Annotated in this window: 11 protein-coding genes and 1 other RNA gene; 3 read left to right on the top strand and 9 right to left on the bottom strand. The window is 71.0% G+C overall.

The window, feature by feature from the left end:
• Nucleotides 1-109: 109 nt before the first annotated feature.
• The 5 genes from ssrA to ftsE form a co-directional block, all read right to left on the bottom strand.
• Nucleotides 110-498, bottom strand: a transfer-messenger RNA (tmRNA) gene (ssrA, locus tag ABZ906_RS28990).
• Between the two features lie 119 nt (nucleotides 499-617).
• A complete protein-coding gene (gene smpB, locus ABZ906_RS28985; protein ID WP_361186796.1) occupies nucleotides 618-1139 on the bottom strand; it encodes an SsrA-binding protein SmpB in 522 nt (173 codons plus the stop codon).
• A gap of 18 nt (nucleotides 1140-1157) precedes the next feature.
• Nucleotides 1158-2351 (bottom strand): S41 family peptidase, encoded by a 1194-nt coding sequence (locus ABZ906_RS28980; RefSeq protein WP_361387578.1) that lies wholly within the window; start codon nucleotides 2349-2351, stop codon nucleotides 1158-1160.
• A 78-nt stretch (nucleotides 2352-2429) separates the two neighbouring features.
• Complete coding sequence (gene ftsX / locus ABZ906_RS28975; RefSeq protein ID WP_361387575.1) at nucleotides 2430-3347, bottom strand: permease-like cell division protein FtsX; 918 nt, start codon at nucleotides 3345-3347, stop codon at nucleotides 2430-2432.
• Between the two features lie 30 nt (nucleotides 3348-3377).
• Nucleotides 3378-4067: a cell division ATP-binding protein FtsE gene (gene ftsE / locus ABZ906_RS28970; protein ID WP_030788113.1), complete on the bottom strand. Its 690-nt coding sequence runs from the start codon at nucleotides 4065-4067 to the stop codon at nucleotides 3378-3380.
• 240 nt (nucleotides 4068-4307) lie between these two features.
• Between ftsE and ABZ906_RS28965 the strand changes: the two genes are divergently transcribed.
• Nucleotides 4308-4499 carry a hypothetical protein gene (locus ABZ906_RS28965; protein WP_361186803.1) on the top strand — a complete coding sequence of 64 codons (192 nt, stop codon included), beginning with the start codon at nucleotides 4308-4310 and terminating at the stop codon, nucleotides 4497-4499.
• 103 nt (nucleotides 4500-4602) lie between these two features.
• Here ABZ906_RS28965 and ABZ906_RS28960 read toward each other — a convergent pair whose 3' ends face one another.
• From ABZ906_RS28960 to ABZ906_RS28945, 4 genes are all read right to left on the bottom strand, one after another.
• The gene (locus ABZ906_RS28960) at nucleotides 4603-5277 is read right to left on the bottom strand and encodes an LPXTG cell wall anchor domain-containing protein (RefSeq protein ID WP_361387572.1); all 675 of its coding nucleotides are present in this window, start codon (nucleotides 5275-5277) and stop codon (nucleotides 4603-4605) included.
• A gap of 270 nt (nucleotides 5278-5547) precedes the next feature.
• Nucleotides 5548-6654 (bottom strand): peptide chain release factor 2, encoded by a 1107-nt coding sequence (gene prfB, locus ABZ906_RS28955; protein WP_361186807.1) that lies wholly within the window; start codon nucleotides 6652-6654, stop codon nucleotides 5548-5550.
• A gap of 695 nt (nucleotides 6655-7349) precedes the next feature.
• Nucleotides 7350-8585 (bottom strand): serine/threonine-protein kinase, encoded by a 1236-nt coding sequence (locus tag ABZ906_RS28950; protein ID WP_361186809.1) that lies wholly within the window; start codon nucleotides 8583-8585, stop codon nucleotides 7350-7352.
• A 142-nt stretch (nucleotides 8586-8727) separates the two neighbouring features.
• On the bottom strand, nucleotides 8728-10374 hold the full coding sequence (locus tag ABZ906_RS28945) for a serine/threonine-protein kinase (RefSeq protein ID WP_361387569.1): 1647 nt from the start codon (nucleotides 10372-10374) through the stop codon (nucleotides 8728-8730).
• A 436-nt stretch (nucleotides 10375-10810) separates the two neighbouring features.
• Here ABZ906_RS28945 and ABZ906_RS28940 point away from each other — a divergent pair, with 436 nt between their 5' ends.
• Nucleotides 10811-14002: an FHA domain-containing protein gene (locus tag ABZ906_RS28940; protein WP_361387566.1), complete on the top strand. Its 3192-nt coding sequence runs from the start codon at nucleotides 10811-10813 to the stop codon at nucleotides 14000-14002.
• Nucleotides 14003-14226: 224 nt separating this feature from the next.
• Entirely contained in the window at nucleotides 14227-15621 is a 1395-nt protein-coding gene (locus tag ABZ906_RS28935; RefSeq protein ID WP_361387563.1) for an ABC transporter substrate-binding protein, read from the top strand.
• The last annotated feature ends 39 nt before the right edge of the window (nucleotides 15622-15660 follow it).

Genomic DNA, 15660 nt, shown 5'->3' with positions numbered 1-15660 from the left:
GCTGCAGTAACGAGTCACATGCCGAGAGGATGTGCCCGCCGGTTCCGTGCCCCGCACACGGAAAAAGCCCCCTGGCCGGTGGCCAGGAGGCTTTAACCTCACATGGGAATTGTGGAGATGGCGGGAATCGAACCCGCGTCCAACGGTGCAAAAGGAGGGCTTCTCCGAGCGCAGTTCGCTTCGATTTTCTCGGCCCCGGTGATCTCGCGAACAAGTCTCCGACGGGCCCAGTCACTGTTTGATTTCCCATCGAACCCCGTGACCGGGCTCGATGGTTTAGTTCCCTAGATTATGCCAGGGTCCGGGTCGGGAACACCCCCGGGCTGACACCCATTAAGGGTCCTTCACTCACTGCTAATTAAGCAGCGAGGGCGAAGGACTGGGAATCGCTCTTGGAATTGGCGATTATTGGTTGCGACATATGGTTTACGAGATCATTGTCGCTTCCTCGGCTCGCTTCCCCTGCTTCGACATCCGCTGTCGAAACCGATCATCCCCATGTTGTTTTATCAATCCACGCACCCGCTGTGGGGTGCAGTAGCCATCGTACGTGACCAACGCACGACGATGCCAGCCAATTCCCGCGCGGCCCGCCGGGACCCACGGGACCTGCGGGCCTAGGCGCTGCGCTGGCGCTTCTTGACGTCCGCGATCGCGCGGTTCGTCTCGCGCAGGTCCTGCTTCTCCTTGAGCGTCTGTCGCTTGTCGTACTCCTTCTTGCCCTTGGCAAGGGCGATCTCGACCTTCACCCGGCTGTCCTTGAAGTACAGCGTCAGGGGCACGATCGTGTGGCCCGTCTCCTGCGACTTGGACTCCAGCTTGTCGATCTCCGCACGGTGCAGCAGGAGCTTGCGCTTCCGCGTGGCCGAGTGGTTCGTCCAGGTGCCCTGCACGTACTCCGGGACGTGGATGTTGTGCAGCCACGCCTCGCCGTGGTCGATGTGCACGAAGCCGTCCACCAGGGATGCCCGGCCCATCCGCAGCGACTTGACCTCGGTGCCCATCAGGACGAGGCCGCACTCGTACGTGTCCAGGATGTGGTAGTCGTGCCGCGCCTTCTTGTTCTGCGCGACGATCTTCCGGGCAGGGGCCTTCTCAGCGGCCTTCGCGGCCTTGCGCTTTACCTTTTCCTTCGCCATAGTGCGGCTATTTTCGCACTACGAGGGGGGTCCGAGGCCAGTCAATACTGTCTCGGCCCGCCTCTCGGCGCCGTCCCGGACCTCAAGGTCCGGGGTGATGCCACGGCCGTCGACCGCCTTCCCCGAAGGAGTGCGGTAGTGCCCGACCGTCAGCTCGGCGACCGAGCCGTCGGGCAGTCGGCTCGGCATCTGGACCGAGCCCTTGCCGAAGGTCTTGGAGCCCACCACGACCGCGCGGCCACGGTCCTGAAGGGCGCCCGTGAGCAGCTCGGCGGCGCTCATCGTGCCGCCGTCGACCAGGGCGACCACGGGTCTGGTGGTGTCGCCGCCCCGCTCGGCGTGCAGGGCCTTCTGCCGGCCGCGTACGTCGTACGTGGCGACCAGGCCGCCGTCGACGAGCCCGGAAGCGGCGGTCACCGCCTCCGACACCAAGCCACCGGAGTTGCCCCGCAGGTCGAGCAGGATCCCGGCGCCCTTGGGGGCGTCCCGCACCGCGTTCCGTACGCGCTCGCCCGAGCCCTTGGTGAACGCCTCGACCCTGATCATGACGGCGCCGCCCGCGAGCTGCGTGACCGTGACGTCGTCCGTGGAGAGGCGGGCCCGGTGCAGTGTCTCGCTCCACGCGCGCGTGCCCCGCTTCAGGCCGAGCTCGACCGGGCTGCCCGCGCGGGTGCCCCGCAGCAGCGACACGACCTCGGTCACCGGCAGCCCCGCGACGCGCTTGCCGTCGATGCTCCTGAGCTGGTCGCCCTCGCGGATGCCCGCCTCTCCGGCGGGGCCGCCGCGCTGGACCCTGGACACCTCGATGCGCCCGTCGGCCGCGCGCCTGGCCCAGAGCCCTACGCCGGTGTACGCGCCGTCGAGGGCCTGCTCGAACTCCTGGTACTCCCCCGGGGAGTACACCGACCCCCAGCGGTCGCCGCTGCGGCTGACGACGTCCTCGGCTGCCTTCTTGCCGGACTTCCCGTCGGCCATCGCCTCGGCCGCCGCATCGGCAGCCTCGGTGGCGGCGTCACCGGACGAGACACCGGACGACGCGACGGAACGGGTGGCCGGAGCAGACGACTTCCGGCCTTCGTCGGCCACTTCGTCCCAGGACCCGGTGGCCGCACCGGTGGCGAGCACGCTCGCGAACACCAACGTCAGGGTTGCCCCGCGGCGGATACGGCGGGGCCGGGAGAGCCGGTCGCAGAACCGGTCGGGGCCTGACATGCCGGTGAGTCTAGGACAACGAAGGGCGCCGTACGGTCGGTTGAACCGCACGACGCCCCGATGCACAGGCGGGTTTTGTCACACCTTCAGGTACTTGCGCAACGCGAAGAACGCGGCGAGCGCGGGCATCAGCAGGCTGATGGCGAGCACCAGCGGCAGCTTGGCGAGGACCGCGTCCCACCCGATGAACTGGATCAGGTTCAGCTTCTCGGAGAGCGCGAGGCCGTGGTCGATGATGAAGTACCGGCCCACGAGGAGCATTCCGCAGGCAAGTCCGCCACCGATGAGACCGGCGACGGCGGCCTCCATGATGAACGGCGCCTGGATGTAGAAGCTGGAGGCGCCGACGAGCCGCATGATGCCGGTTTCACGTCTCCGGCTGAACGCGGAGACACGCACCGTGTTGACGATCAGCATCAGTGCCACCACGAGCATCAGCGCCATCACCGCCAGCGCCGCCCAGTTCATGCCGTTGAGCAGCCCGAAGAGGTTCTCCAGGATGCCCTTCTGGTCCTGCACCGACTGCACGCCGTCACGCCCCGAGAAGGCGGTCGCGACCACCTGGTACTTCTCCGGGTCCTTCAGCTTGATGCGGTACGACTCCTGCATCTGGTCCGGCGTGAGCGAGCTGGACAGCGGGGAGTCGCCGAACTGCTCCTTGTAGTGCTTGTACGCCTCGTCGGCCGATTCGTACTGGACCTTGTCCACGACGGGCATCTTGTCCAGGTCGGTCTTGACCTGTTCCTTCTGCTCGTTCGTGACGGCGCCCTTGGCGCACTTGGGGTCCTGCTCCGCGTCGGCCTTGTTGCAGAGGAAGATCGAGACGTTGACCTTGTCGTACCAGAAGCCCTTCATCGTGCTCACCTGGTCACGCATGAGCAGCGAGCCGCCGAACAGGGCGAGCGAGAGGGCCACGGAGACGACGACCGCGAAGGTCATCGTGAGATTACGGCGGAGACCGACGCCGATCTCCGACAGGACGAACTGGGCGCGCATGGCGTCCTTTCAGTGGATCAGTACGGGTCGTCAGTGCTGGTAGCCGTAAACGCCGCGCGACTGGTCGCGGACGAGACGGCCCTTCTCCAGCTCGATGACCCGCTTGCGCATCTGGTCCACGATCTGCTGGTCGTGGGTCGCCATGACGACGGTCGTGCCGGTCCGGTTGATCCGGTCGAGCAGCTTCATGATGCCGACCGACGTCTGCGGGTCGAGGTTGCCGGTCGGCTCGTCGGCGATCAGGAGCTTGGGGCGGTTGACGAAGGCTCGCGCGATCGCCACCCGCTGCTGCTCACCACCGGAGAGCTCGCCGGGCATCCGGTCCTCCTTGCCGCCGAGGCCGACGAGGTCGAGGACCTGGGGCACGGACTTGCGGATCTCGCCGCGGGACTTGCCGATGACTTCCTGCGCGAAGGCGACGTTCTCGCCGACGGTCTTGTTCGGAAGGAGGCGGAAGTCCTGGAAGACGGTGCCCAACTGGCGCCGCATGTGCGGCACCTTGAAGTTGGAGAGGCGCGCGAGGTCCTTGCCGAGGACGTGCACCTGGCCGTGGCTGGTGCGCTCCTCACGCAGGACCAACCGCAGGAAGGTGGACTTTCCGGAACCGGAAGAGCCCACCAGGAAGACGAACTCGCCCTTCTCGATCTCCAGAGAGACATCCCGGAGGGCGGGCCGGGTCTGCTTGGGGTAGGCCTTGGAGACGTTGTCGAATCGGATCACGGATGCACCACGGGTCGCCGGGGGTAGGTGAGCGTGACCATACGCGAAGCCGGTACGAGAGCGCAGTCAGCGTCCTGAGTTGCGCTAATTGTCGCGGATATACCACGGAACGTAACAGCCGGAAACCGACGAGGACGGGCGGGCCGCGCCGAAACTCGTGGAAGCTGGCACAGTGGTAGGGGGAACGGTTGAGTTCCCCCTAGCGTTGGGCAGGCTGTGACTGTGCGGGAGGAGGAGCGCATGACCTACGACAGGTTGGTGTGCGCGAACTGCGCGGCGCCCGTGAGCGAAGGCCGCTGCCCCGTGTGCCGGGCCAATCGCGAGCGCATGCAGCAAGAGGGGCCGTTCGGCGGCCTCAGCCCGGCGGCCCTGATAGGGGTGCTCGTCGTGCTGATAGCGGCGGTGGCCCTGCTGGCGCACCAGACCGCTTAGCGCGCCCCTGAGGCGCGCGCAAGGACGCGGGAAGGGCCCGGAGCTGGATGCTCCGGGCCCTTCCTTCATGTCGTGCCGTGCCGTGCCGTGCCGGTGCCTGCTATCAGGCAGCGGCGCCGCGGTTGCCGACGAAGCGCGGCAGAACGCGGAAGCCGATGCCGCCGGCGATCATCGTCGCGGCACCGATGAGCAGGAACGTGGTCTCGGCGGCGCCCGTCTCGGCGAGCTCGCCCTTGTCGGCCTTGTCACCCTGCTCGACCGGGGCGGTGCCCGTGTCGTTCAGGCTGTCCTTGCCCTTGCCCTGCTCGACGGGGTTGTTGGCTCCGCCGTCGGGGTCGTTGTCGTTGCCGCCGTTGCCGCTACCGCCGGTGCCGTTGCCGTTACCGGGGTCGCTGGGGTCCTCGGTGGGCGTGCCGGGGTCGGTCGGGTCCTCGGTGGGCGTGCCGGGGTCCGTCGGGTCCTCGGTGGGCTCCGTGGGCTCCTCGGTGGGCTCGGTCGGCTCCTCGGTGGGCTCCGTGGGCTCCTCGGTCGGCTCCGTCGGGCCCTCGGTGGGCTCCGTCGGGATCTCCGTGGGGTCCTCGGTCGGCTCGTCCTCGCCGATACCGACGTCGACACCGATGCCGTTCTCGTCGGCGCTGGCGTTGACGCCCGTGCCGCCGCCGAGGTCCACGCCGACGTCAAGGGCCGAGGCGGCACCCGCAGCGGTCAGCGAAGCACCGGCGGCGATCACCGCACCGGCTGCTATGCGCGCTACGCGGATACGCGTCTTCTTGGTCATCTGGCTGCTACCCCCAGTAGCTGAATCGTCAGTGAGGCAGCGTCCGGGACTGCGCTCGTCGGGAGCGCGCTATCCGCCCCCACAGATCACACGCGCCCCAGAGATACGCATGCCGCTCGCTAGCCTTTCCAGTTTCCGGAGCGTCGTCAAGGTCGTTGCGCCTGCGATGTCTGAAATAACAGCAGTTGACCGGCGTACGGAGATGTGACTGTGACGTAAAAGGCAACTGCCGCCTCTTGGGCGGCAGTTGCCTTGTCGATAAAGCGGTGCTTACTTCTCCTGCTGCTTGCGCCAGCGAATTCCGGCTTCGAGGAAACCGTCGATCTCGCCGTTGAACACGGACTCGGGGTTGCCCACTTCGAACTCCGTGCGCAGGTCCTTGACCATTTGGTACGGGTGCAGGACGTACGACCGCATCTGGTTGCCCCAGGAATTGCCGCCGTCTCCCTTGAGGGCGTTCATCTTCGCCTGCTCCTCCTGGCGGCGGCGCTCGAGGAGCTTGGCCTGGAGGACGTTCATCGCGCTCGCCTTGTTCTGGATCTGCGAGCGCTCGTTCTGACAGGAGACGACGATGCCGGTCGGGATGTGCGTCAGGCGGACCGCGGAGTCGGTCGTGTTCACGCCCTGGCCGCCGGGGCCCGACGAGCGGTAGACGTCGATGCGCAGCTCGGACTCGTCGATCTCGATGTGGTCGGTCTGCTCGACGACCGGGAGGATCTCGACTCCGGCGAAGGAGGTCTGGCGGCGGCCCTGGTTGTCGAAGGGCGAGATGCGGACCAGGCGGTGGGTGCCCTGCTCGACGGAGAGGGTTCCGTAGGCGTACGGGACCTGGACGGCGAAGGTGGTCGACTTGATGCCGGCCTCTTCCGCGTACGAGGTTTCGTAGAGCTCCGTCTTGTAGCCGTGGCGCTCGGCCCAGCGGAGGTACATGCGCTGGAGCTTCTCGGCGAAGTCGGAGGCGTCGACGCCGCCGGCCTCCGCGCGGATGGTGACGAGCGCCTCACGGGCGTCGTACTCCCCGGAGAGCAGCGTGCGGACTTCCATCTCGTCCAGCGCCTTCTTGACGGCGGTGAGCTCGGTCTCGGCCTCGGCGCGGGTGTCCGGGTCGTCCTCCTCCTCGGCCATCTCGAAGAGAACGCTGAGGTCGTCGATGCGACCGCGGAGCGCTTCGGCCTTGCGCACCTCCGCCTGGAGGTGGCTCAGCTTGCTGGTGATCTTCTGGGCCGCTTCCGGGTCGTCCCAGAGGGACGGCGCGGCCGCCTGCTCCTCGAGCGCAGCGATGTCTGCCCTCAGCTTGTCGAGGTCCAGGACGGCCTCGATCGACTCCATGGTCGAGGAGAGGGACTTGAGCTCTTCGGATACATCGACGACTGCCACGGGACCAGCCTAACGGCTGGACGCAAGCGGTCCGGCCTCCCGGCCCGGGGGACGGATACCTCCGGTGCCCCGGGGGGCTGGCCCTGCGGGCCTGCCGGCACATCCCGCGCCCCACGGGTCACCGTGCCCCGCCTTCGCACGCGCCACCGCCGAGCGCGGCTCGGGGCGTGCTGTCCCGTCCGACTGCGGGCCGCTGCTCGGGGCGGTGCTGTCTCTTGCGGCTGCGGGCCGTGGCTCGGGGCTGGGCTGTCTCATGCGGCTGGCGGTCGGCGGCTCGGGTCTGGGCTGTCTTTCGTGGCTGCGGACCGCAGCTCGGGGCGGTGCTGCCTTTTGCGGCTGCGGACCGTGGCTCGGGGCGGTGCCGTCCTGTACGGCTGGCGGTCGGCTTTGGCTTGTCCTGTCCCGGCGCTTCGCGCCGGATCTCTCCCGCCCACCCACCCGATTACCCGGAGCAATCGGGTGGGTGGGCGGGGAAAACTCCGGCGCGAAGCGCCGGGACAGGAGGAGACCCCGGACCAGCGCTAAGCGCCGGGACAGAGCGGGCTCGCCGAGCGAGAGGACCGCGGGCAAGGGGCGCAAGCCCCGGGGCTCGCTGGGCAGGACGGCCGCAGCTAAGGGCGCACGCCCCGGAGCCGCTGGGCAGGACGGCCGCAGGTAAGGGGCGCACGCACGCCTCAGGCCCGCTGCCCAGGGGGCTACGGCGTTGAAGGGGAGGAGTTGTTTGTGTCCTGGGGGCCCGTGTCGGGGTCGTCGCCGCTTGTGGCGGCCCAGGTGCCGATGCCCGCCGCGGCCACCAGAACCGCCCCCGCCACGCCGAGCGTGATCCTGCGGCGACGGGCGGAGGCGCGGTGGCGGGCCGACCCAGGTCGGGCCGCGCCGGACGCGCGGGGGGCGCGCGCCGTGCCACGGGCGCCCCCGGCGAGCTCGTCGGGGCCGGGGACCCGCATGGAGGTGTGGGTGTCGCGGTTCGAGTCGGGGGACGAACCGGGGACGAGGGGGACGGCCCCGCGGCGCGGGGCACCCGGCGTCGGCTCCGGCGCGGGCTCCTCCTCCGCCTCCTCCGCGGGCGCCTCCGTCTCCGGCTCGTCCACGTCGAGCGGCGGCATCCCCGCCACCAGCGGCTGGAGCTCCCGAAGCCGCGCCGCGAGCTCGGAGGCGCGCAGCCGGGACGCCGGGGCCTTGGCCAGGCACTGGACCATCAGCTGCCAGAGCTCGTCCGGGATGCCGGGCAGCGGCACAACCGTTTCCGTGACGTGGCGGCGCAGGACCGCTCCGGGGTGCCCGCCGCCGAAGGGCGTGAAGCCCGCCAGGAGCTCGTACAGGACGGTGGCGAGGGCGTAGATGTCGACGGCGGCCCGCGGCGGCAGCCCCTCGATGATCTCCGGGGCGAGGTAGTCCGGCGTACCGATGATCTTCGTCGCGCGGGTGCGGCGCGGGGAGTCGATCAGTTTGGCGACGCCGAAGTCCGTGAGGAGCGCGGGGTGCGAGCCGCCGGGGCCCAGCGGTCCCTGCATGTCGAGCAGGACGTTCTCCGGCTTCACGTCACGGTGCACGATCTGCGCCGCGTGCGCCGCCGCGAGTCCGTCCGCGACGTCGGCGACGATCGCCACCGCCGCCTCCGGAGCCAGGCGCCGCTCACGGTCGAGGCGAGTGCGCAGGTCCGTGCCCCGGACCAGGTCCATGACCAGGGCGAGGTCGTTGCCGTCGACCACCAGGTCGTGGACGCCCACCACGCGCGCGTGGTCGAGGCTGAGCAGAGCCGTGCGCTCCTGGACGAAGCGGCCGACGAGTTCCTGGTCGGACGCCAGGTCCTCGCGCAGCAGCTTGATCGCGACGGGCCCCTCGGGTCCCTCGCCCAGCCACACCGTGCCGGCGCTGCCCCGACCAAGGATCTGGTGGGCGGTGTACCGGCTGCCGATCTTGCGTGCCAAGACTGCTCCTACGGATGCGTGTTGGCGACAAAGCTACGCGGCCTTGACGCCAACCTTCACTCCAGGAGCAGAAATCACCCCGCAGGTGTCGACAAATCCCCAGAGTCGGGGGGAGATTCGCCCACCACTGACCGCGGAGTCGCTAATTGCCGTTCAGCTTGCCCATCCAGCCGGCGACCGTGTCGTACCAGTCCGTCAGCTGCTCCCAGTAGCCCTTCGTCGTGCCGATCCACTCCTGGAGCGGGCTCAGCTCCCAGACGAGCCAGCTCGCCACGAAGAGGATGATGAGCGTGAAGAGGCACCCCTTGAGGCAGCCCAGACCGGGGATCTTCATCCGGTTCGGGTTCGAGCCGCGCTGCCTGGGCTCGCGCGGCGGCCGTCCGGCGGGCGGCTGCTGGGGCGGCGCCTGCTGCGGCGGCGCGTACTGCTGGGGCTGCTGCTGCGGCGCGTACTGCTGGCGCTGGGCGGGACGCTGCTGCTGCGGCGCGTACTGCTGGGGGCGCGGCTGCTGCTGCTGGGGGCGGGCCACCTGGCGCTGGGGGCGGCGGCGCAGCGGGTCCTGGTTCGGGTCGACGTACGACTGGACCTGCGTCTGTTCGTTGCGGTCGCGGGCCGCCCGCATCTGGTTCTGCCAGGGATGCGGGTCGTTCGGGTCGCCGCCGGGCTGGTTCGGCGGGACCGGCGGCATGACGGCCGTCGGGTCGGCGGCGCCGCGGGAGCCGCTGGGGAGCACCGAGGTCGGGTCGGCGTCGCCGTGACCGGAGCCGGTGTTCTGCATGACGCTGGTCGCGGCGTTCGGGTCGTACGACCCCGCGTTGTTCGGGAGCACCTGGGTGGGATCGGCGGCTCCGGGTGTGCCCGGCACCATGGCCGGATCCGGGTCGGGCATGAGGAGGGCGCCCACGCCCTCCGCCGCGGCGATCTGCGCGCTGGACGCGTGCACGCCCACGCCCTCCGCGACGGCCCGCAGGCCGCGCGCGAGGTTCTCGGCGCTGGGGCGGTGGTCGGGGTTCTTGCTGAGGCAGCGTTCTATGACCGTCCACAGCGGGTCCGGGACCGTCGAGGGGCGGCGCGGTTCGGCGCTCAAATGCTGGTGAAGCACTTCGAGGGCCGAGCCGCCGCCGAAGGGCGGGCTGCCGGTGACGAGCTCGTACAGGAGGATGCCCGCGCCGTAGATGTCGACGGCGCTGGTCTGCGGGCGGCCCTCGGCGGACTCGGGCGCCACGTACGCGGGCGTGCCGACGAATTCGTGGGTGCGGGTCAGGCCCGGGGAGTCGGCGAGGCGCGCGATGCCGAAGTCGGTGAGCATCGGGTGCATCGAGCCGTCGGCGTCCTGCTTGAGCAGGACGTTCGCGGGCTTCAGGTCCCGGTGCACGACGCCGTCCGCGTGACTCGCGGCGAGGGCGTCGGCGATCTGGGCGGTCATCAGGGCCGCGCCGACCGGCGAGAACGGGCCGTTCTCGCGGAGGTAGCGGTGCAGGTCGGGGCCTTCGACCAGGTCCATGACCAGGGCGAGGAGCTCTCCCTCGACGACCAGGTCGCGGGTCCGCACGATGTTCGGGTGCGTGAGCCTGAGCAGGACTGATCGCTCGCGCAGGAAGCGCATCACGATGTCCGCGTCGTTGGCGAGCTCCTCCTTGAGAACCTTGATCGCGACGGTCTCGCCGGGCTGGCCGGGAACCGCTGCCTCCGCACCTGCGGTCTCGCGCTGGCGGGCTCGCCAGACGGTGCCCGTGGCGCCGCGCCCGAGCGGCTCCTCGAGCAGGTACTTGCTGCCTACCGGCCGCACGTCATGCTCCCTGCTGATCTGCTGATCTGGCTGGTCTGTCGGGACCCGGCTACCCGCCGGAAGATGTTCCGACCCACTCTAGTGCCGCCGAACGGGGCACCGGCCGGTCTCATTCCGACCCGGTCGCCGGGTGACCGGATAGCTGTTCGGTGGAAAGACGCTCCAGTGTGGTCGTTGGTTGCCGATGGGCGTCGAATTGACCTTCGTCACGATGGGGTGACGGGCGATCGCAACGGTTCAAGCAGGCACTTTTCCGAGCAGAGCCGACCAATCAAGATCACTTAACGGTGGCCGCCGGGCGTGTTGTCAGTGGCAGGTGCGAAGATGCCTTCTTGTTACTGGCCGACGTGGCCGTGTGCGGTGGGGGGAATCACAGCGCGAGCACAACGCGCGTCCCCGTGCCCGGCGGCAAGGGCAGAAGGGACCGCTGACGGCGATGCAGATCCGGCTGACCGTCCTCGGGCCGCGCAGCGGCCAGACCGCCGAGTCCGAAGGCCGCTCTGCCGTGCCGCGCGGCGCCTGCGACGTCCTTGTCACGGCCCCTGCCGGAACCGCGCTCGCCACCGTCGCATCGGGCCTCGCGGCCGCCGTCGCGGGCGGCGAGGGACCCGTCGTCCTGTACGCGGAGTCGGAGCGCCTCGACGCCCAGCGCTGCACCGTCGGGGAACCCCCGCTGATCGACGGAGCGGTGCTCTCGCTCGGCTCCCCCGCCGAGCCCGGTCCCGAACTCGCCTCGGCCGCCGTCCAGTTGCATGTGGTCGCGGGCCCCGACGCGGGCGGAGTGCATCTCCTGCACGGCGGCCAGATCCGCGTGGGCCGCTCCGCGGACGCGGACGTCCCGCTGGACGACCCGGACGTCTCGCGGCTGCACTGCGCGGTGACGCTCGCCCCGGACGGCCAGGTCACCGTCACGGACCTCGGGTCCACGAACGGCACGACGGTGGACGGCCGCGACATCACCGACCGCCCGGTGCGCCTGACCCCCGGCTCGCTGCTGCGGCTCGGCGAGTCCGCGCTGCGGCTGACCGCCGGGGACGGGACGGGCGGCGCGCTTGCCACGGCCCCGGACGGCGAGGGGCACGTGCGCGTGCGGATCACCGCGAGCGGCGACCACCCCCGGGACACTCCCCCCGAAGACGGCCGCGCGCCCTCCGAAGGCACCCACCACGCGTACGGCTCCGCCGCCTTCCCGGGCGTGGGTGAGGACGGCCGCGGCCCTGCGTACGCACCGGAGGGGGCGTATGGCCAGACCTCCCTCGCCGATGCCCCGGTCGTGCCCCAGCAGGGCGGCGCCCCGGACGCCGAGAGCGCCCGCACCGGCACCCCCGCGCGCGGGACGACCGTGCCCCGCAATCTCCGCAAGCGCGGCGGCCTCTCGGCCTGGGCCCGGCGGCTCACGGGCGCCCGCGACGAGGAGTACGGGCCGGACGGCCCCGAAGACGATCCGTACGGGACGGGGAGCCACGCCGTGTCCCCGCAACCGGCCGGGCCCACCCCGGAGGATCTCGCGGTGGCCGCCGCCGCGCGCACCCCGGAGTCCTGGCCCGATCCCGCGGCCCTGCTGCTCACCGCGCTCGGCCCCGGCCCCCGGCTCTGGGAGCGCGGCCCCGGCCACCCCGAGGCCCTCGCGGTCCGGCTCGGCACGGTCGACCGCACGGCCCCCGACGAGCGGGGCCTGCTGCCCGCCGTGCCCGTGACGGTCAGCCTGCGCGAGGCGGGGGCGCTCGGCCTCGCGGGCCCGCGCGGGCGGCTCACGGGGCTCGCCCGTGCCGTCGTCGCCCAGCTCGCGGCCATGCACTCCCCCGACGCCCTGGAGATCGTGCTGCTCAGCACGGACCGCGCACGGACCGTGCAGGAGCGCACCGCCGAGTGGTCCTGGCTCGGCTGGCTCCCGCACCTGCGGCCCACGCACGGCCAGGACTGCCGCCTCCTCCTCGCCTACGACCGCGAGCAGGCCGCCGCCCGCACCGGAGAGCTGCTGCGCCGCCTCGACGACTACGCGGCGGACCAGGCGTCCGCCGCCGACACTGCCGGCAGCGCAGCCGACGGCCTCCCTGATGCCGGGCCCCGCGCCGTGGTCGTGGTGGACGGCGATCCCGGGTCCGCCGGGCTGCGGGAAGCCGTGGTGCGGCTCGCGCGGGAAGGGGCCGCCGCCGGGATCCATGTCGTCTGCCTGGCGGAGACACCCGCCGCGTCACCCGCGTCGCCGGTCTCCGCCACGTATGAAGCCGCCTGCTCCGTCTCTCCGGCCTTCCGCGCCTGCGGTGCCGTCGCGCTCCTCAGCGGCGACGTGGCGACCGCGCTGCGGCTGCTGCGCACCGTGGACGGGCAGCCCGCTGGGCACGGCACGGTCGCCGCGGTGGACGCGGTGTCGCAGGCCTGGGCCGAGCGGTTCGCCCGCGCCCTGGCGCCTTTCCGCACGGACGGGGCGCCCGGCGACGGACACGCGCGCGTGTCCGCTCCGTTGCCCCAAATGGCTCGGCTGCTCGATGAGTTGGGTCTCGCGCGGGCCACCCCCGCGTCCCTGATGGCCCGGTGGGCCGCTGCCGCCGACGACGCGGAGGCGCTGGGCGGGCGGGCCTGGGCCGTGCTCGGGGCGGGGCCGCGCGGGCCCGTGGTCATGGACCTCGCCGCCGAGGGCCCGCATGTCCTCGCCGAGGGCCCTTCGGGGAGCGGTCGTACGGAACTGCTGCGCTCCATCGCCGCCTCGCTGGCCGCCGCGGAGCGGCCCGACCGGCTCGGCATGGTCCTGATCGACGGGCGGGACAGCACGGGGAGCGGGGGCAGCGGGACGAACGGAGCGAACATACGGCTGGTCGAAGGCCTCGCGGTCTGTATGGACCTGCCGCATGTCACCACGCATCTCGCCGCCAACGACCCCGTGCGCATGCGGGAGTTCGCCCAGTCCCTGACCGCCGAGCTGAAGCGGCGGGCCGAGCTGCTGGGGCGGCTCGGGTTCGCGGAGTGGCATGCGCAGGCGGCCGCCGCCGGGGGCGCCATGATCGGCGGGGTCGGCGGGATCGGTGGCGGCGGGGGTGACCTCGATGCGCCGCCGAGTTCCACGATGCGACTGCGGCCCGCGGCTGCCGCGCGCAAGGGAGTCGAGCCGGGACCTCCGCTGCCTCGGCTCGTCGTGCTCGTCGACGACTTCGACGCCCTGCTTTCGCCCGCACTGGGATCGCCGGGGCGGCCCGCCGCGGGGTCCGTCGTGCGCGCGCTGGAGGCCGTGGCCAGGGACGGGGAGCGGCTCGGGGTGCATCTGGTGGCCACCACCGCGTGCAGCGACCGGACTCCCGATACCGAGTTGGGGCGGCGGGCCGCGTTGCGGGTCGCGCTGGACGCGGTTTCCCCGGGACCGGAGGAGCCTGCCCCGGGGCGCGGGGAGTTGCGTACCGCCGAGGGGCGGGTGAGCCCCTTTCAGGCGGGGCGGGTCACCGGGCGCATTCCTCGTACGTCCACGCTGCGGCCCACCGTCGTTCCGCTGGAGTGGGAGCGGATGGGGGACCCTCCCGCCCGCCGGCCCGTGCGGGAACTGGGCAACGGCCCCACCGACCTGGCGTTGCTCGCCAGTGCGCTGGAGCGGGCCGCCCGCTCCGTGGCCGCGGATCAGGTGCCGTCCCTTCTGTAGCCCCGGGCCACGACGGGGCGGCCCGGCCCGCTCGTCCACAACGGGAGCGGCGCCGTCCGCCTGCTCCCAACAGAAGCAACAGCAAGGGCGACCCCGCAGCTCATGACGGCACGTCACAACGCCATCACGATCACCCAGTTGTCATGGTTGGCGCTCTTGCCGCGTCTCCCCGGGCGGGCGTAAACAGACCGCACGGACTCGCCAGGGATGAGAACGGGGCAGTGATGGGCAGCACTCTTCGTACACGCAGGGCACCGCACCACCGGCGTACCACCGCCAGATTCGCCGCGGCCTTCGTCGCGAGCGCGCTCGCGCTCTCCGTCACCGCATGCGGCGGCGACGGAGACGACGACGGGAACGGCGGGGACAAGAGCGGCGGCAAGGAGAGCGCCGCCGCGGTCAAACTGCCCAAGCTGGACGGGCAGACCGTGTCCGTCGCGGCCGTATGGGGCGGCTCGGAACGGAAGGTCTTCCTCAAGGTTCTCGACGAGTTCGAGAAGCGGACCGGGGCCAAGGTCACCTTCGTGCCCGCCCAGGACCCGATCATCAGCTTCCTGGAGTCGAAGGTCGCGGGCGGCGCGCCGCCGGACGTCGCGATGCTTCCGCAGGTCGGCGCGATCGAGCAGGCCGTGCAGAACAAGTGGGCCAAGCCCGTCGGGCCCGAGGCGCAGAAGCAGCTCGACAAGAACTACGCGAAGGGCTGGCAGGACCTCGGCGCCGTCGACGGCAAGCAGTACGGCGTGTACTTCAAGGCCGCCAACAAGTCCCTTGTCTGGTACAACACCCAGGTCTTCGACAACGCGGGTGCCAAGCCGGCCAAGACCTGGGACGCCTTCATGAAGACGGCCCAGACGGTGTACGACTCCGGTGTACCGCCGATCTCGGTGGCGGGCGCCGACGGCTGGACCCTCACCGACTGGTTCGAGAACATCTACCTCTCGCAGGCGGGCCCGGAGAAGTACGACCAGCTCGCCAAGCACGAGATCAAGTGGACGGACCCCTCCGTGAAGGAGGCGCTGACCACGCTCGGCGAGGTCTTCGGCACGAAGGGCTTCGTGGCGGGCGGCGCCAAGGGCGCGCTGCAGACCGAGTTCCCCGCATCGGTCAAGCAGACCTTCACCGGCGGCGACCAGCCCAAGGCGGGCATGGTCTTCGAGGGCGACATGGTCTCGCTGCCGATCTCGGAGACGAAGGCCGAGATAGGCACCGACGCCAAGGTGTTCCCGTTCCCCGCGGTCGGCGACGACTCCCCCGCGGTGGTCGGCGGTGACGCGGCGGTGGCGCTGAAGGACAGCAAGGGCGCCCAGGCGCTGCTCACCTACCTCGCGTCGCCGGACTCGGCCAAGATCTGGGCGGAGGCGGGCGGCTTCGTCTCGCCGAACAAGAGCCTCGACCTGGCGGCGTACCCGAACGACGTGCAGCGGAGCATCGCCAAGGCGCTGATCGCGGCGGGCGACGACATCCGCTTCGACATGTCCGACCAGGCCCCGCAGGCCTTCGGCGGCACGCCCGGCAAGGGCGAGTGGAAGGCGTTGCAGGACTTCCTGACGAACCCGAAGGACGTCGAGGGCACGCAGAAGGCCCTGGAGAACGCCGCCGCCAAGGCCTACAAGGACTGACGCGGTGGCGTCCGCGAATGCCGGGGGCACGCCCGATGC

Source organism: Streptomyces sp. NPDC046925, from assembly GCF_040644915.1.
Taxonomy (GTDB): domain Bacteria; phylum Actinomycetota; class Actinomycetes; order Streptomycetales; family Streptomycetaceae; genus Streptomyces.
The sequence above is the reverse complement of the archived record's forward strand: the minus strand, read 5'-3'. Positions and strand labels throughout refer to the sequence as shown.

Bases quoted from the DNA above. Each gene is read 5' to 3' on its own strand.
- ABZ906_RS28960 (WP_361387572.1), bottom strand. From the start codon at position 5,277: ATGACCAAGAAGACGCGTATCCGCGTAGCGCGCATAGCAGCCGGTGCG.
- ABZ906_RS28940 (WP_361387566.1), top strand. From the start codon at position 10,811: ATGCAGATCCGGCTGACCGTCCTCGGGCCGCGCAGCGGCCAGACCGCC.
- ABZ906_RS28965 (WP_361186803.1), top strand. From the start codon at position 4,308: ATGACCTACGACAGGTTGGTGTGCGCGAACTGCGCGGCGCCCGTGAGC.
- ftsX (WP_361387575.1), bottom strand. From the start codon at position 3,347: ATGCGCGCCCAGTTCGTCCTGTCGGAGATCGGCGTCGGTCTCCGCCGT.
- ABZ906_RS28935 (WP_361387563.1), top strand. From the start codon at position 14,227: ATGGGCAGCACTCTTCGTACACGCAGGGCACCGCACCACCGGCGTACC.
- ABZ906_RS28980 (WP_361387578.1), bottom strand. From the start codon at position 2,351: ATGTCAGGCCCCGACCGGTTCTGCGACCGGCTCTCCCGGCCCCGCCGT.
- smpB (WP_361186796.1), bottom strand. From the start codon at position 1,139: ATGGCGAAGGAAAAGGTAAAGCGCAAGGCCGCGAAGGCCGCTGAGAAG.